Source organism: Streptomyces sp. NPDC088785, from assembly GCF_044750685.1.
Classification (GTDB): domain Bacteria; phylum Actinomycetota; class Actinomycetes; order Streptomycetales; family Streptomycetaceae; genus Streptomyces.
Window position 1 is genome coordinate 69,253 of sequence record NZ_JBIVKH010000016.1, and the last position, 24,069, is coordinate 93,321.

General features: G+C 73.7%; 21 protein-coding genes. 12 read left to right on the forward strand and 9 right to left on the reverse strand.

Going from position 1 to position 24,069, the window contains the following annotated elements; genetic code table 11:
- Nucleotides 1-11 precede the first annotated feature (11 nt).
- From ccrA to ACIP5K_RS31225, 3 genes are all read right to left on the reverse strand, one after another.
- Nucleotides 12-1,349: a crotonyl-CoA carboxylase/reductase gene (gene ccrA / locus ACIP5K_RS31215; protein WP_401414936.1), complete on the reverse strand. Its 1,338-nt coding sequence runs from the start codon at nucleotides 1,347-1,349 to the stop codon at nucleotides 12-14.
- Nucleotides 1,350-2,093: 744 nt separating this feature from the next.
- Complete coding sequence (locus ACIP5K_RS31220) at nucleotides 2,094-2,942, reverse strand: TetR family transcriptional regulator (RefSeq protein ID WP_401414937.1); 849 nt, start codon at nucleotides 2,940-2,942, stop codon at nucleotides 2,094-2,096.
- A gap of 85 nt (nucleotides 2,943-3,027) precedes the next feature.
- Nucleotides 3,028-4,827: a 3-hydroxyacyl-CoA dehydrogenase family protein gene (locus ACIP5K_RS31225; RefSeq protein ID WP_401414938.1), complete on the reverse strand. Its 1,800-nt coding sequence runs from the start codon at nucleotides 4,825-4,827 to the stop codon at nucleotides 3,028-3,030.
- 359 nt (nucleotides 4,828-5,186) lie between these two features.
- Between ACIP5K_RS31225 and ACIP5K_RS31230 the strand changes: the two genes are divergently transcribed.
- The gene (locus ACIP5K_RS31230) at nucleotides 5,187-5,759 is read left to right on the forward strand and encodes an adenylosuccinate lyase (RefSeq protein WP_401414940.1); all 573 of its coding nucleotides are present in this window, start codon (nucleotides 5,187-5,189) and stop codon (nucleotides 5,757-5,759) included.
- Here ACIP5K_RS31230 and ACIP5K_RS31235 read toward each other — a convergent pair.
- Nucleotides 5,756-7,351: an alpha/beta hydrolase gene (locus ACIP5K_RS31235; RefSeq protein WP_401414942.1), complete on the reverse strand. Its 1,596-nt coding sequence runs from the start codon at nucleotides 7,349-7,351 to the stop codon at nucleotides 5,756-5,758. The genes ACIP5K_RS31230 and ACIP5K_RS31235 overlap by 4 nt on opposite strands.
- Before the next feature lie 144 nt (nucleotides 7,352-7,495).
- Nucleotides 7,496-8,548, reverse strand: a complete 1,053-nt coding sequence (locus ACIP5K_RS31240) for an Rv2578c family radical SAM protein (RefSeq protein ID WP_401414944.1) — start codon at nucleotides 8,546-8,548, stop codon at nucleotides 7,496-7,498.
- 146 nt (nucleotides 8,549-8,694) lie between these two features.
- On the opposite strand from ACIP5K_RS31240, the gene ACIP5K_RS31245 reads away from it, so the two are divergent.
- The 10 genes from ACIP5K_RS31245 to ACIP5K_RS31290 all read left to right on the forward strand — a co-directional run bounded on the left by ACIP5K_RS31245 (nucleotide 8,695) and on the right by ACIP5K_RS31290 (nucleotide 19,696).
- Nucleotides 8,695-9,138 (forward strand): SRPBCC family protein, encoded by a 444-nt coding sequence (locus tag ACIP5K_RS31245; protein ID WP_401414946.1) that lies wholly within the window; start codon nucleotides 8,695-8,697, stop codon nucleotides 9,136-9,138.
- 203 nt (nucleotides 9,139-9,341) lie between these two features.
- The gene (locus ACIP5K_RS31250; RefSeq protein WP_401414948.1) at nucleotides 9,342-11,759 is read left to right on the forward strand and encodes an MFS transporter; all 2,418 of its coding nucleotides are present in this window, start codon (nucleotides 9,342-9,344) and stop codon (nucleotides 11,757-11,759) included.
- Nucleotides 11,760-11,938: 179 nt separating this feature from the next.
- Nucleotides 11,939-12,772: a M55 family metallopeptidase gene (locus ACIP5K_RS31255; protein WP_401414950.1), complete on the forward strand. Its 834-nt coding sequence runs from the start codon at nucleotides 11,939-11,941 to the stop codon at nucleotides 12,770-12,772.
- A complete protein-coding gene (locus tag ACIP5K_RS31260) occupies nucleotides 12,765-14,111 on the forward strand; it encodes a M20/M25/M40 family metallo-hydrolase (RefSeq protein ID WP_401414951.1) in 1,347 nt (448 codons plus the stop codon). Before ACIP5K_RS31255 ends, ACIP5K_RS31260 begins: the two co-directional genes overlap by 8 nt.
- An 85-nt stretch (nucleotides 14,112-14,196) precedes the next feature.
- Entirely contained in the window at nucleotides 14,197-16,230 is a 2,034-nt protein-coding gene (locus ACIP5K_RS31265; protein ID WP_401414952.1) for a prolyl oligopeptidase family serine peptidase, read from the forward strand.
- Nucleotides 16,227-17,156 carry an LD-carboxypeptidase gene (locus ACIP5K_RS31270; protein ID WP_401414953.1) on the forward strand — a complete coding sequence of 310 codons (930 nt, stop codon included), beginning with the start codon at nucleotides 16,227-16,229 and terminating at the stop codon, nucleotides 17,154-17,156. The genes ACIP5K_RS31265 and ACIP5K_RS31270 overlap by 4 nt, the downstream gene beginning before the upstream one ends.
- Nucleotides 17,157-17,239: 83 nt before the next feature.
- The gene (locus tag ACIP5K_RS31275; protein WP_401414955.1) at nucleotides 17,240-18,121 is read left to right on the forward strand and encodes a trypsin-like serine peptidase; all 882 of its coding nucleotides are present in this window, start codon (nucleotides 17,240-17,242) and stop codon (nucleotides 18,119-18,121) included.
- Between the two features lie 398 nt (nucleotides 18,122-18,519).
- Complete coding sequence (locus tag ACIP5K_RS31280) at nucleotides 18,520-18,762, forward strand: LapA family protein (protein ID WP_401414956.1); 243 nt, start codon at nucleotides 18,520-18,522, stop codon at nucleotides 18,760-18,762.
- The gene (locus ACIP5K_RS31285; RefSeq protein ID WP_401414957.1) at nucleotides 18,759-19,103 is read left to right on the forward strand and encodes a hypothetical protein; all 345 of its coding nucleotides are present in this window, start codon (nucleotides 18,759-18,761) and stop codon (nucleotides 19,101-19,103) included. Before ACIP5K_RS31280 ends, ACIP5K_RS31285 begins: the two co-directional genes overlap by 4 nt.
- A gap of 20 nt (nucleotides 19,104-19,123) precedes the next feature.
- Nucleotides 19,124-19,696 (forward strand): GNAT family N-acetyltransferase, encoded by a 573-nt coding sequence (locus ACIP5K_RS31290; protein WP_401414958.1) that lies wholly within the window; start codon nucleotides 19,124-19,126, stop codon nucleotides 19,694-19,696.
- Here the strand turns inward: ACIP5K_RS31290 and ACIP5K_RS31295 are convergent.
- Nucleotides 19,659-20,015: a DUF6204 family protein gene (locus ACIP5K_RS31295; protein ID WP_401414960.1), complete on the reverse strand. Its 357-nt coding sequence runs from the start codon at nucleotides 20,013-20,015 to the stop codon at nucleotides 19,659-19,661. The genes ACIP5K_RS31290 and ACIP5K_RS31295 overlap by 38 nt on opposite strands.
- A gap of 238 nt (nucleotides 20,016-20,253) precedes the next feature.
- On the opposite strand from ACIP5K_RS31295, the gene ACIP5K_RS31300 reads away from it, so the two are divergent.
- Nucleotides 20,254-22,227, forward strand: a complete 1,974-nt coding sequence (locus ACIP5K_RS31300; protein ID WP_401414962.1) for a DUF5107 domain-containing protein — start codon at nucleotides 20,254-20,256, stop codon at nucleotides 22,225-22,227.
- Nucleotides 22,228-22,237: 10 nt separating this feature from the next.
- On the opposite strand, the gene ACIP5K_RS31305 is transcribed toward ACIP5K_RS31300, so the two are convergent.
- The 3 genes from ACIP5K_RS31305 to ACIP5K_RS31315 all read right to left on the reverse strand — a co-directional run bounded on the left by ACIP5K_RS31305 (nucleotide 22,238) and on the right by ACIP5K_RS31315 (nucleotide 24,025).
- Nucleotides 22,238-22,888 (reverse strand): GntR family transcriptional regulator, encoded by a 651-nt coding sequence (locus ACIP5K_RS31305; RefSeq protein WP_401415063.1) that lies wholly within the window; start codon nucleotides 22,886-22,888, stop codon nucleotides 22,238-22,240.
- A 201-nt stretch (nucleotides 22,889-23,089) separates the two neighbouring features.
- Nucleotides 23,090-23,458, reverse strand: a complete 369-nt coding sequence (locus ACIP5K_RS31310; protein ID WP_401414963.1) for a VOC family protein — start codon at nucleotides 23,456-23,458, stop codon at nucleotides 23,090-23,092.
- Between the two features lie 108 nt (nucleotides 23,459-23,566).
- Nucleotides 23,567-24,025 (reverse strand): carboxymuconolactone decarboxylase family protein, encoded by a 459-nt coding sequence (locus ACIP5K_RS31315; protein WP_401414965.1) that lies wholly within the window; start codon nucleotides 24,023-24,025, stop codon nucleotides 23,567-23,569.
- Nucleotides 24,026-24,069 lie beyond the last annotated feature (44 nt).

A 24,069-nucleotide genomic window follows, 5' to 3' on the forward strand; every position in this document is an offset into this window, starting at 1 on the left:
CCTCCGTCGGTTCAGATGTTGCGGAAGCGGTTGATGGCGTCGATGTGCTGGGCGCGCTTGGCGTGGTCGCGCACGCCCAGGCCCTCCTCGGGGGCGAGCGCGAGGACGCCGACCTTGCCCTGGTGGAGGTTGCGGTGCACGTCGTACGCGGCCTGGCCGGTGTCCTCCAGCGAGTACACCTTCGACAGGGTCGGGTGGATCTTCCCCTTGGAGATCAGGCGGTTGGCCTCCCACGCCTCGCGGTAGTTGGCGAAGTGCGAGCCGATGATCCGCTTCAGCGACATCCACAGGTAGCGGTTGTCGTACTCGTGCATGTAGCCCGAGGTGGAGGCGCAGGTGGTGATGGTGCCGCCCTTGCGCGTGACGAAGACCGAGGCGCCGAAGGTCTCGCGGCCGGGGTGCTCGAAGACGATGTCGATGTCCTCGCCGCCGGTCAGGTCGCGGATGCGCTTGCCGAACCGCTTCCACTCCTTGGGGTCCTGGGTCTGCTCGTCCTTCCAGAACTTGTAGCCCTCGGCGTTGCGGTCGATGATCGCCTCGGCGCCCATCGAGCGGCAGATGTCGGCCTTCTGGTCGCTGGAGACGACACAGATCGGGTTGGCGCCGCCGGCCAGCGCGAACTGCGTGGCGTACGAGCCGAGCCCGCCGGAGGCTCCCCAGATCAGGACGTTGTCGCCCTGCTTCATGCCGGCGCCGTTGCGGGAGACCAGCTGGCGGTACGCGGTCGAGTTCACCAGGCCGGGCGCGGCGGCCTCCTCCCAGCTGAGGTGGTCCGGCTTCGGCATCAGCTGGTTGGACTTGACGAGCGCGATCTCGGCGAGGCCGCCGAAGTTCGTCTCGAAGCCCCAGATGCGCTGCTCGGGGTCGAGCATCGTGTCGTTGTGGCCGTCGGAGGACTCCAGCTCGACGCTCAGGCAGTGCGCGACGACCTCGTCGCCGGGCTGCCAGGCGTTGACGCCCGGGCCGGTGCGCAGGACGACGCCCGCGAGGTCGGAACCGATGATGTGGTACGGCAGGTCGTGCCGCTTGGCCAGGTCGTTCGTGCGGCCGTAGCGCTCCAGGAACCCGAAGGTGGAGAGCGGCTCGAAGATCGAGGTCCACACCGAGTTGTAGTTCACGGAGGAGGCCATCACGGCCACGAGCGCCTCGCCCGGACCGAGTTCGGGCACCGGGACCTCGTCCAGGTGGATCGACTTGCGCGGGTCCTTCTCGCGCGTGGTGAGTCCTTCGAACATCTCCGTCTCGTCCTTGTGCACCGTGATGGCGCGGTACGAGTCGGGGATCGGCAGAGCGGCGAAGTCGGCAGACGTGGCGGTCTGCGACTGAATCGCGTCCAGGATGTCCTTCACGGTGTTGCCTCCGGCGAAGAGCGTTGAGGGAACGCTGGTCGGGGTGTGGCTGTGCTGGGCTGCGGTGGTGCTGATGAGGGGTGTGCCGTCGGTTCGGCGGGGTGGTGCTCCGGCAGCGCTTGGTGTGGCGCGGAAGGGTGCCTGTGACGCAGGCGTCCGGGCGCGCGGGCCGTGGCTCGCGGGGACAGTCGGCTTCCGGAAGTTCTCCGTCCGCCGGCCGCCCGGACACCTTCAACGTATGGCACACCGTGACAGGTGGCAAGGCACTGCGTGCCATTGGTTTCGCTCAGATGAAATCTTTACGCTTCAGGCGAGCAATGATCGATCATTCGAGGTCAGAGCGGGGTTCCGGTGCGTTCAGGGGATCGATGATCGATCAGTGCGCGCGGGGTGAGTGTGTTTCGGGGTGGAGGAGGGTTGCTGCTGTGGCACTGCGTGCCACGCTGGTCGCTTCGTCGGTCTCGCTGGTGCGCGCGGCCCGGTGGGGCCTGGTCGCGCGGTTCCCCGCGCCCCTGAGGCACGCGCTCCGCGCGGCCGCTCCTGGGCGTGCGGCCCTGCGTCTTCGGGGGCCCCTGTGAAGAGATGCCGCACGGCGTGCGCATCTTGGGGGGGGCGGGGACGGGGGACGGGGGGCGCGGGGATGGGCGCGGGAGGTGGCCGACGGCGGGCCGTCGACGTGGGCCCGGTGAGGGGCCGCACCGGCCTACGGGTGGCGGGGCGCGGGGGAGCCGGGGCCCGGCGCGGCTAGCGGTTGCGCAGGGCTTCCTCGATGGTGCGCATGACCTCGGAGAGCGGCGCGTCGGTGCGCGCCACCGTCACCAGCACCTCGCCGGCGTGCGACACCTCGGCCGCCGGCGCCGCGGCCGGGGTGCGGCCCGCGCCGATGCCGGTGCCGAACGTGCGCCGCACGATGGCGAAGGCGTGGTCGAGCTGGGTCTCCACGTCACCCTGGCCGCCGGCCCGCAGCCAGCGCCGCAGCACGTGGTTGTGGGCGGTCACGACGGCGGACGCGGCGACCTCGGCGAGCAGCGGGTCGTCGTTGCCGTCGTGGTGCGCCTCCTCGTCGAAGTGCCCGAGGAGATAGCGGGTGAAGAGCCGCTCGTAGCGGGCGACGGAGGCGATCTCGGCCTCGCGCAGCGTCGGCACCTCGCGGGTCAGCCGGTACCGCTCGACGGCCACCGTCGGCGACGACGCGTACATCTTCATGACTTCCTTGATGCCCCGGCACACCGTGTCCAGCGGGTGCTCGTGCGGCGGCGCCGCGGTGAGCACGGCCTCGGCCCGCACCAGCGTGTCGTCGTGGTCCGGGAAGATCGCCTCTTCCTTGGAGCGGAAGTGCCGGAAGAAGGTGCGGCGCGCGACCCCGGCCGCCGCCGCGATCTCGTCGACCGTCGTCGCCTCGTACCCCTTGGTGGCGAAGAGCTCCATCGCCGCCGTCGCCAGCTCCCGCCGCATCTTGAGCCGCTGCGCCGCGGCCCGGCTGCTGGCCGCGCTCTCCGGAGCCTCCGAGCCGCCGGGGACGGCGCTCGTGGCGGATGTACGGGAGGACCGGTCGGCCTTGGCAGCGGGCGTCATGCCCCGAACGTACTGCATGTACGTACCAAGTCGCTCCCCGGTTGACGGGCCGCCCGAGGCTCCGAGCAGCCCGCCCCAACCGGCTCCCGACTCCGCCTCCGGCTCAGCGCCGGGCATATTCGCGGAAGCCACGGCCGGTCTTGCGGCCGAGGCAGCCCGCGGCCACCAGGTGCTCCAGGAGCGGCGCGGGCGCGAGGCCCGGGTCGCGGAACTCGCGGTGCAGCACCTTCTCGATCGCGAGCGAGACGTCGAGGCCCACCACGTCGAGAAGTTCGAACGGGCCCATCGGATAGCCGCCGCCGAGCTTCATCGCGGCGTCGATGTCGTCCAGCGAGGCGTAGTGCTCCTGGACCATCTTGACCGCGTTGTTCAGGTACGGGAACAGCAGAGCGTTCACGATGAACCCGGCGCGGTCCCCGCAGTCCACGGGGTGCTTGCGCACCTTCCGTGTCAGGTCGCGGACGGTGGCGTGCACGTCCTCGGCCGTCAGCACGGTCCGCACGACCTCGACGAGCTTCATCGCGGGCGCCGGGTTGAAGAAGTGCATCCCGATCACGTCCTGCGGCCGCGAGGTGGCGCGGGCGCAGGCGACGACCGGCAGCGAGGAGGTCGTGGTCGCCAGGATCGCGCCCGGCTTGCACACCTTGTCGAACGTGGCGAACAGCTGCTGCTTGATCTCCAGGTCCTCCGCGACGGCCTCCAGCGCGAGGTCGACGTCGGCGAAGGCGTCGTAGGACCCGGCCGGGGTGATCAGCGCGAGGGCGCCGTCCGCGGCCTCGGCCGTCATCCGCCCCTTGGCGACCGAGCGCGCCAGCGACTTCCCGATCCGGGCCTTGGCCGCCTGCGCCTTCTCCCCGCTGCGGGCGGCGAGGACGACCGCGTACCCGGCCTTCGCGAACACCTCGGCGATCCCCGAGGCCATGGTCCCCGACCCCGCGACGCCGACGGACGCGACGGTACGGAAGGGGGCGGCGAGGGCGTCGGTGAGCGGCGTCAGCGCGTCCCGCACCACCACGGAGCTGCCCGGCTCCTCGTACGTGTAGAAGCCGCGGCCGGTCTTGCGCCCGGTCAGGCCGGCCTCGCTGAGCTGCTTGAGGATCGGCGCGGGGGCGTGCAGCCGGTCCCGGGACTCGGCGTACATGGCGTCGAGGACGGTGCGGGCGGTGTCGACCCCGATCAGGTCGAGCAGGGCGAGCGGCCCCATCGGCAGACCGCAGCCGAGCCGCATCGCCGCGTCGATGTCCTCGCGGGAGGCGTACTTGGCCTCGTACATCGCCGCGGCCTGGTTCAGGTAGCCGAACAGCAGCCCGTCGGCGACGAAGCCCGGCCGGTCGCCGACGGCCACCGGCTCCTTGCCCAGCTCCAGGGCCAGGTCGGTGACGGCGGCCACCGCGGCCGGCGCGGTGAGCACGGAGGAGACGACCTCGACGAGCTTCATCGCGGGCGCCGGATTGAAGAAGTGCAGGCCGAGGACGCGCTCGGGGCGGGCGGAGTCGGCGGCGAGCCGGGTCACGGACAGCGCGTTGGTCCCGGTCGCGAGGATGGTGTCGGGGCGCACGACGCCGTCGAGCGCACGGAAGATCTGCTGCTTGATCTCGTACGACTCCGGGGCGACCTCGATCACGAGGTCGGCGTCGGCGGCGGCCTGGAGGTCGGTGAAGGTGCGGAACCGCGCCAGCAGGTCGGCCCGCTCCCGCTCGGTGAGGTGCTCCCGGCGCACCGCACGCGCCGTGGAGGCCTCCAGGGCGGCGACGGCCTGCGCGGTGGCGGCCTCGCTGATGTCGATGCCGATGACCTCGCGGCCGGCGCGGGCCAGGACCTCGGCGATGCCGGTGCCCATGGTGCCGAGGCCGACGACGGCGACCGTCGCGAGAGGTGCGGTGCGGGACAGAGGAGCGTCCATCCGGGGACTCCAGGAAGTGAGGGTGACGACGAGGGGCGCGCACGGCGACGCCGACGGGCGTGCGGTGCACGGGAGACGGGCGGGCGCCGAGGGTGCCCGGACCGTGGGTGGAGAGCCGCGCGCGAAGAGCGGGCGCGCGGGGCGGAGGTGGAACCGACCGGCTCTGTCCCAAGCCGTGTCGTACCGAACCGACGAACACTCGCGGCGGCTGCGTCACCAGGCCGCCGAGAGGCGTGCTGCGGGAGGTGTGCCCCGCTCACTTGAGATTAACCGGCGGGTAACGAGCGCGCCAGTCCCCGTCGTTGACGAGTCTGTGTGATCTATGTCGCCGCAGGCCCGGGGGGACGTAGCCTCGAAGCATGGACGAAGAGTCGCGAACGGTGACAGAGCGCATCCGGAAGGAATCCGGTGGCACCCCCGCCTTCGAGCAGCTCGCCGCCACGGACGACCCGGACGCGCTGGCCGCGGTCCTCACGGCGCCGGAACAGCCGCTGTGGGCGCGCGAGTTCGCCGCCCATCGGCTCGGCACGGCGGGTGACCGCCGCGCCTTCGAGTCCCTCGTCCTGCTGCTCAACCACCGCGATCCGGAGCGGTGCGCGAGCGCCGCGCACGCCCTCGCCGTCCTCGGGGACCCGCGCACGGCCCGCGCCGCGGCGGCCCTCGCCACGAACGAACTGCGGGTGGCCTACGCCCTGTACCCGGTCCGCCTGCTGACCCAGCTGCGGGCCCCCGAGTCCGCCCCGGCCCTCATCACCACGCTGCGCCGCCGCCTCGCGCCCCACGACCCGTACCGCAAGGTGGCGTTGGCGTGCGTGGAGGGGCTCGGCAGCCTGGCGGACCCCCGGGCCCGCGACGTCCTCAGGGAGGCGGCCACGCACCCCCGCCTGGCGATGGCGGCGGAGGCCGCCCTGGCCCGGTTGCCGCGCCCCTAGGGCGCCCGGAAGCCGAGCAGCCGGTGCAGGGACGCGCCGTTCACGGCCGCCGGCGCCGCGGCCTCCCGGGTCGCCGGCGGCTTCGGGTCCGGCTGCCGACGGCACACCGCGTCGGCGGCGCCGCGCCCGCGCGGCACCTTCCCCGTCGCCAGGTACGCCGACAGGTGGCCGTCCAGGCAGGCGCTGCCGCTGAGCGTGATCCCGTGGTTGCCGCCGCCCTGCTCCACCACCAGGCTGGAGCCGCGCAGCAGTTCGTGGACCTTCACGCCGCCCTCGTACGGGGTCGCCGCGTCGTCCGTCGCCTGGAACAGCAGCGCGGGCGGCAGCGCGTCGTTGGTGATGTCGGCCCGCTCCAGCGGCGGCACCGGCCAGGTCGCGCACGGCGCGTTGTACCAGGCGTTGTTCCAGGTGGAGAACGGGGCCTTCTGGTGGGTCGCCGTGTTGTCCCAGTTCCAGCGGTGCCAGTCGCGCGGCCACCGGGCGTCCCGGCACTGCACGGCCGTGTAGACGCTGTAGCCGTTGTCACCGGCGGCGTCCACCTCGCCGAAGGTCTCGTACGCGGCGACCAGCGTCTCCGTGTCCTTCCTGTTCACGTACGCGGAGAACGCCTCGGCGAGCTGCGGCCAGTAGCCGTTGTAGTAGCCGCCGGGCAGGAACGTGTCCTCCAGCTCGCCCGCGCCGACCCTGCCGCCGGCCGGCTTCTTGGCGACGGCGTCCCGCATCGCGTACCACTTGGCCTCGATCTTCGCCGGGTCCTTGCCCAGCTTGTACGTCGCGTCGTACTTGGCCACCCACGCCATGAAGGCCTGGTGCCGGGTGTGGAAGGCGAGGTCCTGGTCGAGGTTGTCCCGGTACCAGGCGCCCTCGGGGTCGACGATCGAGTCCAGCACCAGCCGCCGCACCCGCTGCGGGAAGTACTTCGCGTACACCGCGCCCAGGTAGGTGCCGTACGAGTAGCCGAAGTAGTTGATCCTCTGCGCGCCGAGGGCGGCCCGGATCAGGTCCATGTCCTTGGCGGCGCTCACCGTGTCCAGGTACGGCAGCACGTCGTGGTACTTGGTCTCGCAGGCGCGGGCGAAGGCGTCCGCGCGCTTCTTCTGCCGCTGCTCGATCGCCGGCGTGCCGGGCACGCTCGGGGGCCGTACCGGATCGAAGTGGCCGGGCGCGCAGTCGAGCGCCGGCTCGCTCCTGCCGACACCGCGCGGGTCGAACCCGATCACGTCGTACTGCGCGGCGACCTTCGCCGGCAGGCTCGACGCCACGAACCCGGCGAGCGAGAGCCCGCTGCCGCCGGGGCCGCCCGGGTTCACCAGGAGCGGGCCCTGCGAGGTCTTCGCGGTGTGCGGGACCCGGGACAGGGCGAGACTGATCCACCGTCCCTCGGTGTTGCCGTGGTCGAGCGGCACTGCGAGCGACGCGCACTGGAGCGTCGGCCGGTCGTCGGTGCCGCACTTCTTCCAGGTGAGGTGCGGGGTGCCGTGCGGCGTCGCGCGCGGCGGCGCGGCGGCGGGGTCCGCGACGGCGGCGGGGGTGACGACCGCGGCGGCGGTCAGGACGGTGATCCCGCACAGGGCGACGGCGCGTTTCTTCATGGGGCCTTCCGGGGCGCAGGGGGCGGTGCCGTGCGACCACGGCACCGGGCTTGTTCCCGGAAAGCGCGCCCGGAAGAATCGGTTCTGCGTAACTTGACCCGATTGCCTCCGGATCCCGTACGCCCCGCGGCGGGTGACCCGGCGTCAGAGGAGGGAGAGCTGGGTGGGGCCCGGCTCGGTCCGCGCGGGCGCCTCCCGCTCGGGAACGCGCCGCCGCGCCGCGGCGCGCGAGGGCCCGATGCCGAACTCCTCGGCCAGCTCGTGCACCTGCCGGGTCACCCGCCGCTGGTACCACTTCGGGGCGTAGGCGCCCTCCGCGTACAGCCGCTCGTACCGCCGTACGAGGTGGGGATGGTGCCGCGCCAGCCAGCCCGTGAACCACTCCCGCGCCCCCGGCCGCAGGTGCAGCACGAGCGGGGTGACGGAGGTCGCGCCCGCCCGCGCGATCGCCCGCACCGTCGCCCGCAGCTGGTCGGGGTGGTCGCCGAGGAACGGGACCACCGGTGCCATCAGCACCCCGCACCCGATCCCGGCGTCGGAGAGGGCGCGCACGACATCGAGACGGCGCTCGGGCGCGGGCGTGCCCGGCTCGACGGTGCGCCACAACTCCTGGTCCACGAAGCCGACCGAGACCGAGATCCCGACATCGGTCACCTCGGCGGCCTGCCGCAGCAGCGGCAGGTCGCGCAGGATCAGCGTGCCCTTGGTCAGGATGCTGAACGGATTCGCGTGGTCCCGCAGCGCCTCCAGGATCCCGGGCATCAGCCGGTAGCGGCCCTCGGCCCGCTGGTAGCAGTCGACGTTCGTGCCCATCGCGATGTGGTCGCCGTGCCAGCGGCGCGAGGCGAGGTGGTGGCGCAGCAGCTCCGGCGCGTTCACCTTCACCACGATCTGGCTGTCGAACCCGAGACCGGTGTCCAGGTCCAGATAGCTGTGCGTGTTCCGCGCGAAGCAGTAGACGCAGGCGTGGGTGCAGCCCCGGTAGGGATTGACGGTCCACTCGAACGGCATCCGGGACGCGCCGGGCACCCGGTTCACGATGGACCGGGCCCGGATCTCGTGGAAGGTGACCCCGCGGAATTCCGGGGTGTCCACGGTGCGGCTCACGACCGCGTCCGCGCCGAAGAGCGCGGCGTCCCCGGCCCGCCCGTGACCTGCGGGTCCGTCCCCGGGTCCGGTGAGGTTGTCCCAGCGCATGACGCCTCCTCGATAGCACTGACCACAGAATAGAACACATGTTCCCTTGATCGTGCGAACCCCGATTTTGGCGGCCGGTGCGCGGGGTGGTTGGCTTGGCCCCACTCGTGCAGGACCCGGAAGAACCAAGTGCTGGAGGATGAGTCATGGCGCAGGTCGAGGCCACCACGGAACGCGTCGTCACCGCGAAGCCGGACGACGTGTTCGACGCCCTCGCCGACTACAACGGCACCCGCCAGAAGCTGCTGCCGGAGCACTTCAGCGAGTACGACGTCCAGAAGGGCGGCGACGGCGAGGGCACCGTCGTGCACTGGAAGCTCCAGGCCACCAGCAAGCGCGTCCGCGACTGCCTGCTCGACGTGAGCGAGCCCACCGAGGGCGAGCTCGTCGAGACGGACCGCAACTCGTCGATGGTGACCACCTGGCGCGTCACCCCCGCAGGCGAGGGCAGGACCCGGGTCGTCGTCTCGACGGTCTGGAACGGCGCGGGCGGCATCGGCGGCTTCTTCGAGAAGACCTTCGCCCCCAAGGGCCTCGGCCGCATCTACGACGCGCTGCTCGCCAACCTGGCCACCGAGGTCGAGAAGTAGCGCACCCCTCGCGGCGGGCACACGCATGTCTGTGCGGTGCTCACCGATTCGAGTGGTTCTCGTCCGGCGCCGGTCGGCCGCCGCAGGGCTCCGACCGGCGCATACGTCCGTCGGGCCCGCCTGAACAGCGATTCGTCGCGCTTGCTCCCCGTTCTCGCGCAATGCGAGAAATGGGCGCGCATAAGTGACGAGGGGAGCTGTAGGTGGGCACGACGACGCTGGTGACCGAGGCGGTCGAGGAGCGGCGTGCCGCCCCCGAGCCGCCCGTGACGGACCTCCCGACGCCACCCGGACCGGTCGAGGCCGCGCCGCCGTCGCCCGCCCACGGGCTCAGCCCGAGCCGGGTGCGCATGGTCTTCGTGGGGCTGATGCTGGCCCTGCTGCTCGCCGCGCTCGACCAGATGATCGTCGCCACCGCGCTGCCGAAGATCGTCGGCGAACTGCACGGCCTCGACAAGATGTCCTGGGCGATCACCGCCTATCTGCTGACGTCGACCATCGGCCTGCCGATCTACGGCAAGCTCGGCGACCTCTTCGGCCGCAAGGGCGTCTTCCAGTTCGCCATCGCCGTGTTCGTCATCGGCTCCGCGCTCGCGGGCCGCGCGCAGAACATGGACCAGCTCATCGCGTACCGCGCGGTCCAGGGCGTCGGCGCGGGCGGCCTCATGATCGGCGTCCAGGCGATCATGGGCGACATCGTCCCGCCCCGCGAACGCGGCCGCTACATGGGCCTGATCGGCGCCGCGTTCGGCCTCGCCTCCGTCGCGGGCCCGCTGCTCGGCGGCTACTTCACCGACCACCTCTCCTGGCGCTGGTGCTTCTACATCAACGTCCCCTTCGGCCTCGTCACCCTCGCGGTGACCGCCGTGGTCCTCAAGCTCCCCAAGCCCACGAAGCGGGCCCGCCTCGACGTCCTCGGCGCCCTGCTGCTCGCCGCGGCCTCCACCTGTCTGGTGCTGCTGACCAGTTGGGGCGGCACGGAGTACGCGTGGGGCGACAAGGTCATCATCGGGCTGGGCGCCGGGGCCGTCGTGTCCTGCGCGCTGTTCGTCGTCGCCGAGAAGTACGCGGCCGAACCCCTGATCCCGCTGCGGCTGTTCCGCGACTCGGTCTTCAACCTCAGCGGCCTGGTCGGCATGGTCGTCGGCGTCGCCCTCTTCGGCGCGGCCAGCTACCTGCCGACCTTCCTCCAGATGGTCGACGGCGCCAGCGCCACCGAGTCCGGCCTGCTGATGCTCCCCATGATGGGCGGCGTCGTCGGCGCCTCGATCATCTCGGGCCAGCTCATCAGCCACACCGGCCGCTACAAGATCTACCCGGTCCTCGGCGGCGCCCTGTCGACCCTCGGCATGTTCCTGCTCTCCCGGCTTCAGGTCGACACCCCGCGCCTGGAGTACAGCGTCTACATGGCGGTGCTCGGCGCCGGCATCGGCCTGATCATGCCGGTCCTCGTGCTCGCCGTGCAGAACTCGGTGCGCCCCTCCGACCTCGGCACGGCCACCAGCGCCAACAACTACTTCCGGCAGATCGGCGGCAGCGTCGGCGCCGCGATCTTCGGCACGCTCTTCGCCAACCGGCTCGGGGACGCCCTCGCCGACCGGCTGCCGCGCGGCGGCCGGCTGCCCGACGCCGAGTCGATCACTCCGCAGCTCGTGCACACCATGCCGCCCGCGCTGCGCACCCCGTACATCGAGGCGTACGCCGACGCGATGCCCCGGATCTTCCTCTACCTGGTGCCGGTCCTGGTCCTGGGGCTGGTCCTCGCCTTCTTCCTCAAGGAGACCCCGCTGTTGTCCAGTGCCGCTCCCTCCCCGTCCCCGCAGCCCGTCGTCCCCGTGCAGGAGCGAGCCACGGCGTACGCCGCCGGTGTCCCGGTGTGCGGCACGGTGCAGCACCCCGACGGCACGGTCGTACCCCGCGCCGCCCTCACCCTCATCGACGTCGGCGGCACCCAGATCGGCCGCGGCGCCAGCGGTGAGGACGGCCGCTACGCCCTGTCGACCCCCGGCGCGGGCAGCTACGTCCTGATCGCGGCGGCCGGCGGCCACCAGCCGCAGGCCGTCACGGTGACCGTCGGCGAGCGCCCCGTCGAGCTGGACGTCGTCCTCGGCGGCGCCGGGCGTCTCGCGGGCTCCGTCGTCACCGCCGACGGCTCGCCCGTGCGCGACGCCACGGTCACGCTGACGAACGTGCACGGCGAGGTCGTCTCCACCACCCGCAGCGGACGCGAGGGCGGCTACGTCATCACCGAGCTCGTCGCCGGTGAGTACACGCTCGCCGCGAGCGCCCCCGCCTACCGGCCCGCGGCGCTCCCGGTCACCGTCATGGCCTCGCGCGAGACCCGCCAGGACGTCGAGCTGGCCGGTGGCGCGGTGCTGCGCGGCACGGTCCGCGCGAGCGGCGGGCGCGTGGTGGAGGACGCGCGGGTCACCCTGCTCGACGCCGCGGGCAACGTCGTCGACACCCTGACCACGGGCCCCGACGGCACCTTCCGCTTCGTCGACCTGTCGTCGGGGGAATACACGGTCATCGCGGCCGGCTACCCGCCGGTGGCGACGGTCCTCCAGGTCGCGGGCGGCGGCCGCACCGAACGCGATCTCCAGCTCGGGCACGAGGACTAGGGAACCGGCGGCCCGGCGGCCCCGGAGCAGCCGGACCGGCCCCCGGGGGCGTCGCGGCAGTCGGCGCGGCGCCTCTGACCGGGCAGAACTCCGCCCAACGGGTGGGACATTGGACTAGTCCACTGGGAGTTATCCACAGCCCTGGTGGGGCGCGCCATGATCCGCGTACGGTGCAGGGCATGAAGATCCTCATCAGCGCCGACATGGAGGGCGCGACAGGTGTGACCTGGCCGGCGGACGTCCTGCCGGGCACACCGCAGTGGGAGCGCTGCCGCGCGATGTTCACCTCGGACGTGAACGCGGCGGTGCTCGGCTTCTTCGACGGCGGCGCCGACGAGGTGCTCATCAACGAAGCGCACTGGACGATGCGCAATCTCCTGCTGGAGCGGCTCGACGAGCGCGCGGAGATGCTGACCGGCCGTCACAAGTCGCTCTCCATGGTGGAGGGCGTCCAGCACGGCGACGTCGACGGCATCGCCTTCGTCGGCTACCACGCGGGCGCGGGCATGGAGGGCGTCCTCGCCCACACCTACCTGGCGAACCAGATCACGGGCGTGTGGGTCAACGACGCGCGAGCGAGCGAGGGCCTGCTGAACGCGCACGTCGTGGCCGAGTACGGCGTCCCCGTCGTCCTCGTCACCGGCGACGACCACGCCTGCGACGACGCGCTCGGCTACGCACCGGAGGCCCGCAAGGTCGCCGTCAAGGACCACGTCTCCCGGTACGCGGCGGTCTGCCGCACCCCGGCGCGCACGGCGGCCGACATCCGGGCCGCCGCCAAGGACGCGGCCGGCCTCGCGGTGCGCCACGAGCCGGTGCGGGGCGGCCCGTTCACCATCGAGGTCGAGTTCGACGCCGAGCACCTCGCCATGGCGTCGACCGTCGTGCCCGGTGTGCGACGCGTCGGAGAGCGCAGGATCGCCTACACCCACCCCACCATGTACGAGGGCATTCGCACCTTCAAAGCGGTCACCACGATCGCCTCGGCCGCGGTGGAGGAGCAGTATGGCTGAGCAGACCCTGATGACCGCCGGAGTGGACCAGCGCGCCCTCGACGAGGTCGTCACCTTCACCTCCGAGCTGATCCGCATCGACACCACCAACCGGGGCGGCGGCGACTGCAAGGAGCGCCCCGCCGCCGAGTACGCGGCCGGCCTGCTCGCCGAGGCGGGCCTGCGGCCGACGATCCTGGAACGCACCCCCGGCCGGGGCAACGTCGTCGCCAGGATCGAGGGCACCGACCCCTCCGCCGACGCCCTCCTCGTCCACGGTCACCTCGACGTCGTACCGGCCGAGGCCGCCGACTGGAGCGTGCACCCCTTCTCCGGCGAGATCCGCGACGGCGTGGTGTGGGGCCGCGGCGCGGTCGACATGAAGAACATGGACGCGATGATCCTCGCGACCGTCCGCGCCTGGGCCCGCGTCGGATTCCGGCCGCGCCGCGACATCGTCATCGCCTTCACCGCCGACGAGGAGGCCAGCGCCGAGGACGGCTCCGACTTCCTCGCGGCCCGGCACGCCGACCTCTTCGAGGGCTGCACCGAGGGCATCAGCGAGTCCGGCGCCTTCACCTTCCACGACGGCCGGGGCACCCAGCTCTACCCGATCGCGGCGGGGGAGCGCGGCACCGGCTGGATCGAGCTGACCGCCCGCGGCAAGGCGGGCCACGGCTCCAAGGTGAACCGGGCCAACGCGGTCTCGCGCCTCGCCTCGGCCGTCGCCCGCATCGGCGACCACGAGTGGCCGCTGCGGCTCACCCCGACCGTGCGGGCCGCCCTCGCCGGGATGGCCGCCGTGTACGGCCTGCCCGCCCCGGACTTCGACACCCCCGGCTTCGACGTGGACGCGCTGCTCACCGCGCTCGGCCCGGCCGCCGACCTCGTCGCCCCGACCGTGCGCAACAGCAGCAACCCGACGATGCTGTCCGCCGGATACAAGATCAACGTGATCCCCGGCGAGGCCACCGCGCACATCGACGGCCGCTATCTGCCGGGCACCGAGGACGAGTTCAGGGCCACCCTCGACGCCCTCACCGGCCCGGACGTCGACTGGGCGTACCACCACCGGGAAGTGGCCCTCCAGTCGCCGGTCGACTCGCCGACCTTCGCCGCGATGCGGGCGGCGGTCGAGGAGTTCGCCCCCGAGGGGCACGTCGTGCCGTACTGCATGTCGGGCGGCACCGACGCCAAGCAGTTCTCCCGGCTCGGCATCACCGGCTACGGATTCGCCCCGCTCAAGCTCCCCGAGGGCTTCGACTACCAGGCGCTCTTCCACGGCGTCGACGAGCGGGTCCCGGTGGAGGCCCTGCACTTCGGCGTGCGCGTCCTCGACCGGTTCCTGCGCACGGTCTGAACCCGAAGAACAGAAGACGGACTAGGAAAAGATGGCGGACGCGAAGAACATGGGGGCCTCAGGACCAATGGGGGGCGGGGACGACATGGTGCAGACCCAGGCGTACGGCTCCTGGCCGTCGCCGCTGGACGCGGCGCTGGCCGCCGCGCACGACGGCATGCCCGAGTACGTCGGGTTCGTCGGCGACGAGGCGTGGTGGACGGAGCCGCGGCCGGCCGAGGGCGGCCGCAGAGCACTGGTGCGGCGCAGGCCGGACGGCGCGGAGGAGTCCGTACTGCCCGCGCCGTGGAACGTGCGCAGCCGCGTCATCGAGTACGGCGGACGCCCCTGGGCCGGCGCCGACCGCCCCGAGGGCCCCCTGCTGGTCTTCGTGGACTTCGCCGACCAGCGGCTCTACGCGTACGAGCCCGCCGTGCCGGAGCGGGCCCCGCGCCCGCTGACCCCGCTCGGCGGCGTCGGCGGCGGACTGCGCTGGGCCGATCCGCAGCTCCACCTCGACCGGGGCGAGGCGTGGTGCGTCCTTGAGGAGTTCACCGGACAGGGGCCGAGCGACGTCCGGCGGGTGATCGCCGCCGTCCCGCTCGACGGCTCGGCCGCCGAGGACCGCGGCGCGGTGCGCGAACTCTCCGACGCCGCCCACCGGTTCGTCACCGGCGCCCGGCTCTCGCCCGACGGCCGGCGCGCCGCGTGGATCGCGTGGGACCACCCGCGCATGCCGTGGGACGGCACGGACCTGCTGCTCGCGGACGTCGCCGACGACGGCACGTTCGGCCCCGCGCGGAGCGTCGCGGGCGGCACCGCGGAGTCCGTCTGCCAGGTGGAGTGGGCCGCGGACGACGCGCTGCTGTTCTCCAGCGACCGCGGCGGCTGGTGGAACCTGTACCGCATGGAGATCGCCGTGGGGCCCGCCCCCGGCACCGGCACGCCCGCGCGGCCCGCGCTGCTCTCCACCACCCGCGGCCTGTGCCCCCGCGAGGAGGAGTTCGGCGGGCCGCTGTGGAAGATCGGCCTGAGCTGGTTCAAGCCGCTCGCCGCCGGACTGATCGCCGTCGTGCACGGGGTCGGCGCCACCTCGCTCGGCATCCTCGACGCGGCGACCGGCGAGGTCGTCGACGTCGCCGGGCCCTGGACCGCGTGGTCGTCGTCGCTCGCCGTGCACGGCACCCGGGTCGTCGGCGTCGCCGCCAGCCCGCGCACCGGCCACGAGGTCGTCGAGCTGGACACCAGCACCGGACGCACCCGCGTGATCGGCGCGGCGCACACCGACCCCGTCGACCCGGCCTACTACCCCGAGCCGCAGATCCGCACCTTCGAGGGCCCCGACGGACGCGACGTCCACGCCCACATCTACCCGCCGCACAGCCCCACCCACGCCGCCCCCGACGACGAGCTCCCGCCGTACGTCGTCTGGGCGCACGGCGGCCCCACCAGCCACGCCCCTCTCGTCCTCGACCTGGAGATCGCCTACTTCACCTCGCGCGGCATCGGCGTCGCCGAGGTCAACTACGGCGGCTCGACCGGATACGGCCGCGCGTACCGCAACCGGCTGCGCGAGCAGTGGGGCGTCGTCGACGTCGAGGACTGCGCGGCCGTCGCCCTCGCCCTCGCCGACGAGGGCACCGCCGACCGCGCCAGGCTCGCCATCCGCGGCGGCAGCGCGGGCGGCTGGACCAGTGCCGCCTCCCTCACCAGCACCGACGTCTACGCGTGCGGCACCATCATCTATCCGATCCTGGACCTCACCGGGTGGGCCGAGGGCGAGACCCACGACTTCGAGTCCCAGTACCTGGAGACGCTGATCGGCCCGCTCGCCGAGGTCCCCGCCCGCTACGCCGAGCGTTCCCCGGCCGAGCACGCCGACCGGCTGACCGCCCCCTTCCTGCTCCTCCAGGGCCTCGACGACGTGATCTGCCCGCCGGTCCAGTGCGAGCGGTTCCTGGCCCGGATGGAGCGCGAGGGGCGGCACGTCCCGCACGCCTACCTCACCTTCGAGGGCGAGGGCCACGGATTCCGGCGCGCCGACACCATGGTCCGCGCCCTGGAGGCCGAACTCTCCCTGTACGCGCAGGTGTTCGGCCTGCATCCCACGGGCGTCCCCGCCCTGGAGCTGACCAAGTGACGCCGTCCCTGGTCCGCCCCGACCGGCTGGTCCCCGGCGCCCGCGTCGCCGTCGTCGCACCGAGCGGGCCGGTTCCCGAGGACCGGCTCCAGGCCGGCCTGGACATCCTGCGCGGCTGGGACCTGGAGCCGGTCGTCGCCCCCCATGTCCTCGCCACGCACGACCGGTTCACCTACCTCGCGGGCTCCGACGCCGACCGCGCCGCCGACCTCCAGCGCGCCTGGTGCGACCCCGAGGTGGACGCCGTGCTCTGCGCCCGCGGCGGGTACGGGGCCCAGCGCATGGTCGATCTGCTCGACTGGGCGGCGATGCGGGCCGCGCGGCCCAAGCCGTTCGTCGGATACAGCGACATCACCGCGCTGCACGAGGCGTTCGCGGTGCGGCTCGGCATCGGCACGCTGCACGGGCCGATGGTCGCGGCCGCCGACTTCCTCAAGAGCGCGCGGGCCCAGGGACATCTGCGGGCGACGCTGTTCGAGCCGGAGACGGTCCAGGTGATCGCGGCGCCGGGCGGGGGCCGGGTGCTGGTGCCCGGGACGGCTCGCGGGGTCACGCTCGGCGGGTGCCTGTCGCTGCTCGCCGCCGATCTGGGGGCGCCGTACGCCCGGCGGTCGGCCCGGGGCGGGTTGGTGTGCCTGGAGGACGTGGGGGAGGAGACGTACCGGCTCGACCGGTATCTGACCCAGTTGCTCCGCGCGGGGTGGTTCGACGGGGTGTCCGGGGTGCTGCTCGGGTCCTGGGCCGAGTGCGACGACCCGGACCTCGGCGCCCTCCTCGCCGACCGGCTGGGCGGCCTCGGCGTCCCCGTCCTGGACGCCTTCGGCTTCGGCCACGGGGACGACGCCCTGACCGTTCCCTTCGGGGTGGCGGGCGCCCTGGACGCCGCCGCGGGCCTGCTCACCCTGGACGAGCCGGCGCTCCGCTGACCTGCCCGGCCGCCGGTGCCGTGCGGCGCTCCGGTTCACCGCCGTAGGCTCCGTCCGTTCGCGGACGAGGGGCTGAACACATCATGGGGCAGGGGCGTCGACGCGCGGCGGCAGCGGTGGCCGTGGCGGTCGTCTGGGGGGCCGTGGGCTGCGGCGCGGCCGCACAGGCCGGACCCGACGGGCCGCAGGGCGCGGTCGCCCGGGACGCCGCCCCGGTGACGGCGGTGCACGAGGCCGCCGCCACGAAGCGGGACCGACGTGCGGTCGAGGCCCACTGGACGGGCGGCGGCACGGCGGAGGTGGCCCGCGCGGATGCCACGCACGATCCGGTCCAGCCGCCGTGGACCGGCGGCGGCACGATCTCCCGGACGGTCGGACGCCTGTACGCCACCAGCGCCGACGGCACGTCAGGCGCCTGCACGGCGACCGTCGTCGGCACCCGCACCGTCGTCACCGCGGGGCACTGCGTCAGGACCGCCGCCGACGGGGTGCCGGCCCGGGCCGCGACATGGGACCGCAACCTCTACTTCGTTCCCGGCTACCGGAAGGGGGCGGCGCCGTACGGCGGTTTCACCGTGCGGCGGGTCCGCATGGCCGCGGACTGGCGGACCGACGGGCTGGACGTGGCGATGCTGACGATGAACCCCGGTCCCGACGGCCGGGACATCGCCGGGGCGACCGGCGCCCAGCCCATCGCCTTCGACGCGCGACCGGCCGCGCCCGCCCACTTCTTCGGCTACCCCTACACGGACCGGGTCCTGCACTGCTCGGGTGCCCCCACCCGGACGGCGGGAGGGGCGCTGGTGCGGATTCCGTGCCTGATGGGCGTGGGGTCGAGCGGCGGGCCCTACCTGTCCGGTGGCCGGGTCGTGGCCGTGAACGTCGCCAGCGACGCGGACGCGAGCTACGGAACGGCGCTCGGCCCGTTCGCCCGGACCCTCTACCGCGACGCCGAGCACGGGTGACCCCCCCGGCCGCCACGGCCGGCGACGGGGGCCGGCGGGCCGCCCGTCCGGCCGCCCGGACCGCGTGGGGTCGCGCGCAGGGCGGGCAGCCGGGCGCGGTCGTCCGCCCCGGCCAGGCCCTCGTCCAGGGCCAGCAGCGACAGGAGCCGCACCGGCCGACGTCGCCGCGGGCGACGACGCGGCGTCAAGCCGGTCACCGTCACCAGCGCCCCCGAGGACACCGGGACGGTGGACCTCCCAGTTGTGCCGTAGCCCCCCGCCACCGCCCCCCCCACGCCCCCGCGCACGGGGGCCCGTCACCCGTACGGGCCCTCGGCCGGTGCGGGAACCCCGCCTGCCCGCACATGCTGGGCGGGGAGGCGGCGACGGCCTCCGGGAGACGACGGAAGGGTCCACCGATGAGCCCGAAGGACAGCGCGAGCAGCGCGAGCAGCAGAGGGTCCGGCGCGTTCACACCGGCGAGGATCGGGATTCTGGTCCTCTTCGTCCTCCTGCTCGTCTTCATCTTCGAGAACACCCGGCAGGTGAAGATCCGCCTGATCATCCCCGAGGTGTCCATGCCGCTGTACCTGGTCATGCTGATCACCGCGGTCATCGGCGGGATCTGCGGCGGCTACTTCGTGGCGCGGCGGCGCAGGTGACGGCGCGGACGGCGGCCCGGGCCGCGCGGCGCCGGGCGGCGACCGTGACCGCCGGCGCGGCCCTCGCCCTCACCGTGTCGGCGGGCGTCGCCGGCGCGGCGGACGGCGCACGGATGCCGGAGCTGCGCGGGCGCGGACTGATGCACGTCTTCTCGACGCTCGACTACCGCACCCGGGTCGACGTGACGGACGTCAGCGGCCACCGGCGGCACGTGCTGTGGCCGATGAGCTGGAAGGTGTGCAGCCAGTACCCGGCGGCGGGCCGGCCCGTCGGCGACGCGGGCGTGCGCGTCGGCGTCGTCAAGAACGGCGAGAAGTGCCCCCGGTCGGCCACCGGCTAGCCGCTTCGTAGGCTGGCCCGATGACCGCAGACCGTTCCTTCGCCGCCGCGGGCCCGCGGGTGGGCATCCGCCCCTTCACCCTCGCCGACGCCGACGAGTTCGTCGCGCGCTCGCGCGAGAGCCGGGACCTGCACCGGCCCTGGCTCTTCCCGCCCGACAGTGCCGACGCCTACGCGCGCTACGCGGGCGGGCTCATCGACGACCCGGCCAAGCACGGGTTCCTGGTGTGCGAGCGCGACGGCGGCGCCCTCGCCGGGTTCATCAACATCAACAACGTGGTGCAGGGCGGCTTCCGCTGCGGCGCCCTCGGTTACGGCGCCTTCGCGCACGCCGCCGGGCGCGGACTGATGTCCGAGGGCCTCGGCCTCGTGGTGCGACACGCCTTCGGCCCGCTCGGCCTGCACCGCCTGGAGATCAACGCCCAGCCCGCGAACACGGCCTCGCTCGCGCTGGCCCGCCGCGCCGGGTTCCGGCTCGAAGGGTTCTCGCCGGACTTCCTCTTCATCGACGGCGCCTGGCGCGACCACCAGCGGTGGGCGATCACCGCCGAGATGGTCAGGAACCGGCCCGGCTCCGGCGCGACTTCCGGTTGATCTTCATGGTGTCCATGTCGGTGACCGTCGACCGCAGCTCGCCGTGCCCGTAGCCGCGCTCGCGCAGATACGCCTCGGCCTTCTCCTCCGCGAGCGCCCCCGCCATCTCGTCGCCGTCGTCCGGGTCGGACGTGATGACGTAGCGCAGGGAGAACGCCTTGAGCGCGCGGTCGTAGGCGAGTGAACCCTCGGGCCCGAAGCGCATCCCCGCGATGCCCTCGTGCTCGGCCACCTCGGCGAGCAGCCGCTGCCGGGCCGCGTCGGTGAGGCCCTCGAAGGTGGCGCGGACGATCACGCGGTAGGTGTGGTTCTCGGCCATGTCGGGTCGTGCTCCTCGTGCTGCGGATGCCGGGACGGGGCCCGGACGCCGCCCGGCTGTCCGCCCGGGGGTCCGGAAGCGGCCAGCGTACGACGATCAGGGGCGGGGGCGCCCGGAATATCGGCGCGGGCGGCCTTTGCGCAATCCTGACCGGGGCAGCCCCTGGCCAGCTCGCCCCCGACCCTGTTCCATGGTCATCGGGGCGGGCGGCGCCCCCTGGCGACGGGAGGCTCCCCCCATGACCGAGATCCGCCGTGAGGTGCTGACGCTGCCGGGCGCGCCGGTGGGGCCCGCGAACCCGCTGCCACCGCTGCGCCCCCTCGACGAGGCGCACGAGATCGACGAGCGCACCCGGGCGGGCCTGCCGCTCGACATGGCGCGGCAGGTCGGCTACCGGCCGCTGCGCAGCGTGCTGCCCGAGCGGATACGCGACGGGTACGGGCGGGAGCGGGCCCCGCTCGACCTCGACGCCGTCGTGATCGAGAACGAGCGGCTGCGGGTCACCGTCCTGCCCGGCCTCGGCGGCCGCGTCGCCTCCCTCTTCCACAAGCCGAGCGAACGCGAACTCCTCTACCGCAACCCGGTGTTCCAGCCCGCCAACTTCGCGCTGAACGGCGCCTGGTTCTCCGGCGGCATCGAGTGGAACATCGGCGCGACCGGCCACACCGCCCTGTCCTGCGCGCCCCTGCACGCCGCGCGCGTCACCGCGCCCGACGGCGGCGAGATGCTCCGCCTGTGGGAGTGGGAGCGGCTGCGCGACCTGCCGTTCCAGGTGGACCTGTGGCTGCCCGCCGACTCCGACTTCCTGTACGTGGGCGTGCGGGTGCGCAACCCGCACGAGCGGCCCGCACCCGTCTACTGGTGGTCGAACATCGCCGTCCCCCAGGAACGCCGGGTCGTCGTGCCCGCGCGCGAGGCCTGGCACTTCGGGTACGAGCGCACGCTGAGCACCGTGCCCGTCCCCGAGCACGACGGCGTGGACCGCACCCGCCCGCTGAACAGCACCTACCCCGCCGACTACTTCTACGAGGTGCCGGACGGGCAGCGCCGCTGGATCGCCGCCCTCGACGACACCGGCCACGGACTGGTGCAGACCTCGACCGACCTGCCGCGCGGCCGGAAGCTGTTCGTCTGGGGCGACGGACCGGGCGGGCGGCGCTGGCAGGAGTGGCTGACCGAGCCCGGCACCGGCGGCTACGCCGAGATCCAGGCCGGGCTCGCCCGCACCCAGCTGGAGCACGTACGACTGGAACCGGACGGCGAGTTCAGCTGGCTGGAGGCGTACGGGCCGCTCAGCACCTCGCACGCGGCGACGGTCGGCCCCGGCGCGGACTGGGACGCCGCCACCGGCGAGGTCGAGCGGCGCCTCGCGGAGGCGCTGCCGCGCGCCGACGTCGACGCGGCCCACGAGGCGTGGCGGACCGGCTGCGCCGACACCGAGCCGGGCGAGCGGCTCGCCGTCGGCTCCGGCTGGGGCGCGCTCGAACTGCTGCGCACCGGATGGAAGCTGCCGGGCACGCCGTTCGACGAGGCCACGCTGGGCGAGCCGCAGGCGCCCTGGCGGGAGCTGCTGGAGAGCGGGGACTTCCCCGAGCAGCGCCGGGTCGGCCCGCCGGGACCGACGCTCGTGGCCCCCGCCTGGCGCGACATGCTGGAGACGGCGCCGGCCCGCCCGCTGACCGAGTACCACCTCGGCGTCGCGCAGTGGCACGCGGGGGACCGGGCACAGGCCGTGCGCAGCTGGGAGCGGGCCCTCGAACTGGCGCCGTCCGAATGGCCGTTGCTGCGCTGCCTGGCCGTCGCCGACGAGGAGGGCGGGCACGCCGAGCGGGCCGCCGACCGGTACGCGGCCGCCTTCGACGACCTGTGCGCGGAGCGCCGGCACGAGGGGGAGACGTGGGTCGCGGCGACGGCGTCCCTGGGCCGCGAGGCGATCGTGGCGCTGCTGGCGGTGGGCCGGGTGGAGGCCGCCCGCTCGGTGTGGGACCGGCTGCACGAGGGGACGCGGGCGCAGGGCCGGTTCCGTCTGCTGGCGGCCCGGCTGCACGCGGCCGAGGGGGACCTGACGGCGGCGCGGGCCGTCTTCGACGCCGGGTTCGAGGTGGCGGACCTGCGCGAGGGCGCGGAGGCGGTCGGCGAGCTGTGGGCGCGGGTCGCGCCCGGCGAGCCGCTGCCGGCCCGCCACGACTTCCGGATGCGCCCGCCGGCCTGACACGGCCCGCCTAGCGCGGGCCGCTCTCCTCCCCGAAGAGCGACTTGAACGCCACGGTACGGCTGTCGCGGACGTGCAGCAGGGTGCTCGCGGCGGCCGACTCCGCGTCGCCCGCGGCGATGCGCAGATACATGTCCGTGTGCTGGGCGCGCATGTGCGCCGGTTCCGCGCGCAGGCCGAACACGAGCTGCAACTGCCAGCTCAGCTGCTCCATCGTGCGGGACAGCAGCGGGTTCCCGGCGAGGGCCACGACCTCCTCGTGGAACGCGGTGTGCGCGGCCACCTCGTGGGTGCCCTCCGCGTCGGGCGCCGCCCGCTCGGCCCGCTCCAGGCAGTCCAGGAGCGTGTCGAGGCCCGGCGGCCGGGCGGGCGCGGCGTCCGCCACCGCGCGGGCCGCGAGCCGCGACGCCTGGACGGCGAGGGGTTCCCACACCTCGTACAGATGCCGTACGTCGTCCCGCTCCAGGCTGCGGACCCGGACACCGCTGTGCGGCAGCAGTTCGAGCAGACCCTCCGCGACGAGCGCGCGCAGCGCCTCGCGCACGGGGACGCGGGACATCTCCAGTTCCTGGGCGACCTCGCGCTCGACGAGGCGCGCGCCCATCGGATAGCGGCGGTCGACGATGCGCTGCCGCAGCGCCTCGCGCGCCCGGGCGCTCAGCGACGTGCGCCCCTGACCCGCCTGACCTGCCTGACCCGCCGCACCTGCCTGGTCCGGCCGGACCGCCCGATCCGCCGGACCGTCCTGACCCGCCTGACCCGTCGGTGTACTGTCACCGCTCGCCGTCGCCCGCACCCGTTCCACCGTCCCCGCGTCCGCACCCGTCGTGCTCCGGCCGAGGATACGTGGGACGGGCGCGGCTCACCCGGCGGCGGGCGCCTGCCGGTCGACGTACTCGAAGACGGAGCCGTCCGGGTGCAGCGCGATGAGGTTGCGGCCGCCGGGGCTCGGCACCGGGCCCGCGAGGACCTTCGCGCCGGACGCGGTGAGCAGCGCGTACGCCTCGTCGACGTCCGGGACCGCGATCGTGGCGGCCACCTTGCGCAGCACGTCCAGCTCTGTCGCGGGGCCGCTCATCAGCAGGAAGCAGCCGACCGCGGCCACCGAGACGCCGCCCCGCTCGAAACGCATCGCTCTGCTGCCCGTCAGGCGCTCGTAGAACGTGATCGTCGGATCCAGCATCGCCGGATCGGCCACGCAGACGCGCAGCGTGGTGCCCAGGATCTCCATGGCTTGGCCCGTGCCACCTCTCTGACCGGCTCACTTCGGGCCTGCCACGATTTCATGATTGCCGCGTCCACGCCACCAACTCCGGTGACCTGCGCCGGGCTTGGCGGGCTACTCCTGCTCCACCGGCAGCAGGCCGCGCTCGGCGAAGACCTTCTTGGCGACGAGCGTGGCGTTGAGGGCCCGGGGGAAGCCCGCGTAGCCCGCCGCGTGCAGCAGCGCCTCGGTGATCTCCTGCGGGGTCAGCCCGACGTTGAGGGCGGTGCCGAGGTGCACCTCCAGCTGCGGTTCGCAGCCGCCGAGGGCCGTGAGGATGCCCAGGGTGAGCAGTTGGCGGTCGCGGGGCCCCAGTGCGGGACGCCCGTAGATCTCGCCGAAGCCCCAGGCGACGATCTGGTGGGCGAGTTCGGGACTGACGTCGGCGAGGGAGTCCAGGACGCGCCGGGCGGCGTCGGCGTTGACCCCGTTCAGGACCGCGAGGCCGCGGTCGAAGCGGTCCTGGCGGGTCTCGGCGCCGGTGGGGTCGGGTGCGGTGGAGTCGGGTGCGGTGCTGTCGGGTCCGGTGTTCATGAGGCCTCTTCCGTAGCTCAGCCGTCGCCCGGGGTGGGGCGGCT

Bases quoted from the DNA above. Each gene is read 5' to 3' on its own strand.
- ACIP5K_RS31230 (WP_401414940.1), top strand. From the start codon at position 5,187: ATGGACGAAGAGTCGCGAACGGTGACAGAGCGCATCCGGAAGGAATCC.
- ACIP5K_RS31240 (WP_401414944.1), bottom strand. From the start codon at position 8,548: ATGCGCTGGGACAACCTCACCGGACCCGGGGACGGACCCGCAGGTCAC.
- ACIP5K_RS31265 (WP_401414952.1), top strand. From the start codon at position 14,197: ATGGTGCAGACCCAGGCGTACGGCTCCTGGCCGTCGCCGCTGGACGCG.
- ACIP5K_RS31295 (WP_401414960.1), bottom strand. From the start codon at position 20,015: ATGGCCGAGAACCACACCTACCGCGTGATCGTCCGCGCCACCTTCGAG.
- ACIP5K_RS31255 (WP_401414950.1), top strand. From the start codon at position 11,939: ATGAAGATCCTCATCAGCGCCGACATGGAGGGCGCGACAGGTGTGACC.
- ACIP5K_RS31315 (WP_401414965.1), bottom strand. From the start codon at position 24,025: ATGAACACCGGACCCGACAGCACCGCACCCGACTCCACCGCACCCGAC.
- ACIP5K_RS31260 (WP_401414951.1), top strand. From the start codon at position 12,765: ATGGCTGAGCAGACCCTGATGACCGCCGGAGTGGACCAGCGCGCCCTC.
- ACIP5K_RS31280 (WP_401414956.1), top strand. From the start codon at position 18,520: ATGAGCCCGAAGGACAGCGCGAGCAGCGCGAGCAGCAGAGGGTCCGGC.
- ACIP5K_RS31275 (WP_401414955.1), top strand. From the start codon at position 17,240: ATGGGGCAGGGGCGTCGACGCGCGGCGGCAGCGGTGGCCGTGGCGGTC.
- ACIP5K_RS31245 (WP_401414946.1), top strand. From the start codon at position 8,695: ATGGCGCAGGTCGAGGCCACCACGGAACGCGTCGTCACCGCGAAGCCG.
- ACIP5K_RS31290 (WP_401414958.1), top strand. From the start codon at position 19,124: ATGACCGCAGACCGTTCCTTCGCCGCCGCGGGCCCGCGGGTGGGCATC.
- ACIP5K_RS31310 (WP_401414963.1), bottom strand. From the start codon at position 23,458: ATGGAGATCCTGGGCACCACGCTGCGCGTCTGCGTGGCCGATCCGGCG.
- ACIP5K_RS31225 (WP_401414938.1), bottom strand. From the start codon at position 4,827: ATGGACGCTCCTCTGTCCCGCACCGCACCTCTCGCGACGGTCGCCGTC.
- ACIP5K_RS31300 (WP_401414962.1), top strand. From the start codon at position 20,254: ATGACCGAGATCCGCCGTGAGGTGCTGACGCTGCCGGGCGCGCCGGTG.
- ACIP5K_RS31220 (WP_401414937.1), bottom strand. From the start codon at position 2,942: ATGCAGTACGTTCGGGGCATGACGCCCGCTGCCAAGGCCGACCGGTCC.
- ACIP5K_RS31235 (WP_401414942.1), bottom strand. From the start codon at position 7,351: ATGAAGAAACGCGCCGTCGCCCTGTGCGGGATCACCGTCCTGACCGCC.